This is a genomic window from Buttiauxella massiliensis, from assembly GCF_902500225.1.
Lineage (GTDB): Bacteria > Pseudomonadota > Gammaproteobacteria > Enterobacterales > Enterobacteriaceae > Buttiauxella > Buttiauxella massiliensis.
In genome coordinates this window covers 1-909 of the sequence record NZ_LR722691.1, presented here as the reverse complement: position 1 = coordinate 909, position 909 = coordinate 1, and the positions used below count along the sequence as shown (strand labels likewise).

Here is a 909-nt window from a genome sequence, read left to right as displayed (position 1 = left end):
GCCAGCTACCTCAATGGGATGAGAACGGAAACGTTTTCTGGAACGGATTTTCGCTACAACAAATCTCTAAAGATGCCAAAGTTAAACTTCTTAAACCTCCGACAAAAGCGATCCCGGTAATATTTCTACCTGGCGTAATGGGGACGAATTTAATGACTACTCAGACTGGTAAAGATAATCAAATTTGGCGAGGTGATAGCGATATCGATACTTTTTTGGAATGGGTGAAAAAAGACGGAAAAATAAGAAGGGAATTATTAAACCCTGATTCCACTAAAGTTGATGACCGCGGAAAAATCAATAACAACATATACTCTCCCATCTCCGATGAAGGAAAGCTGTTTCCGAGCCGTAAAGAACGGAAATGGGGAGAGGCGCTGGCTTTTTGTTACGGGGATTTCTTGAGCGTTTTGCAAGGTGCATTACTGGATGACTGGCAAAAAGACCTCATAAAAGGATTACCGGATCAAGGCGGTTGTGAAGTAGGGAAAGGAGCAATGAGCAAGTTGCTGGAAAAAACGCTGGGTACCGAGGAAGCTGGTGAAGCTGTTTTAACTCGCAGCGAACTTGATCATTTTGAGAAATTTTTATTCCCGGTACATGTATTTGGTTATAACTGGCTGCAGGATAATGCTGAATCGGCGACAAAACTGGTTGAGTATATTGATAAAGTGATCGGGATGTATAAACACCTACATGGTCATGGTATGGCCGTGGAGAAGGTCATTCTTGTGACCCATTCAATGGGCGGGTTAATTGCTCGCTATGCATCGCAATACCTGGGCTGCCAGAATAAAATCTTGGGCATTGTGCATGGGGTAATTCCCGATCTTGGCTCACCGGCAGCGTATCGCCGAATGAAAATAGGGGCCAAGCAGGAAGGGGCTGCGGGCATTGTATTAGGCAAAT

General features: G+C 44.3%; 1 protein-coding gene. It reads left to right on the top strand.

The annotated features are described in order from the left end of the window. A partial coding sequence (locus tag GC128_RS22930; RefSeq protein ID WP_407643554.1) for an esterase/lipase family protein occupies positions 1-909 on the top strand: 909 nt, incomplete at both ends.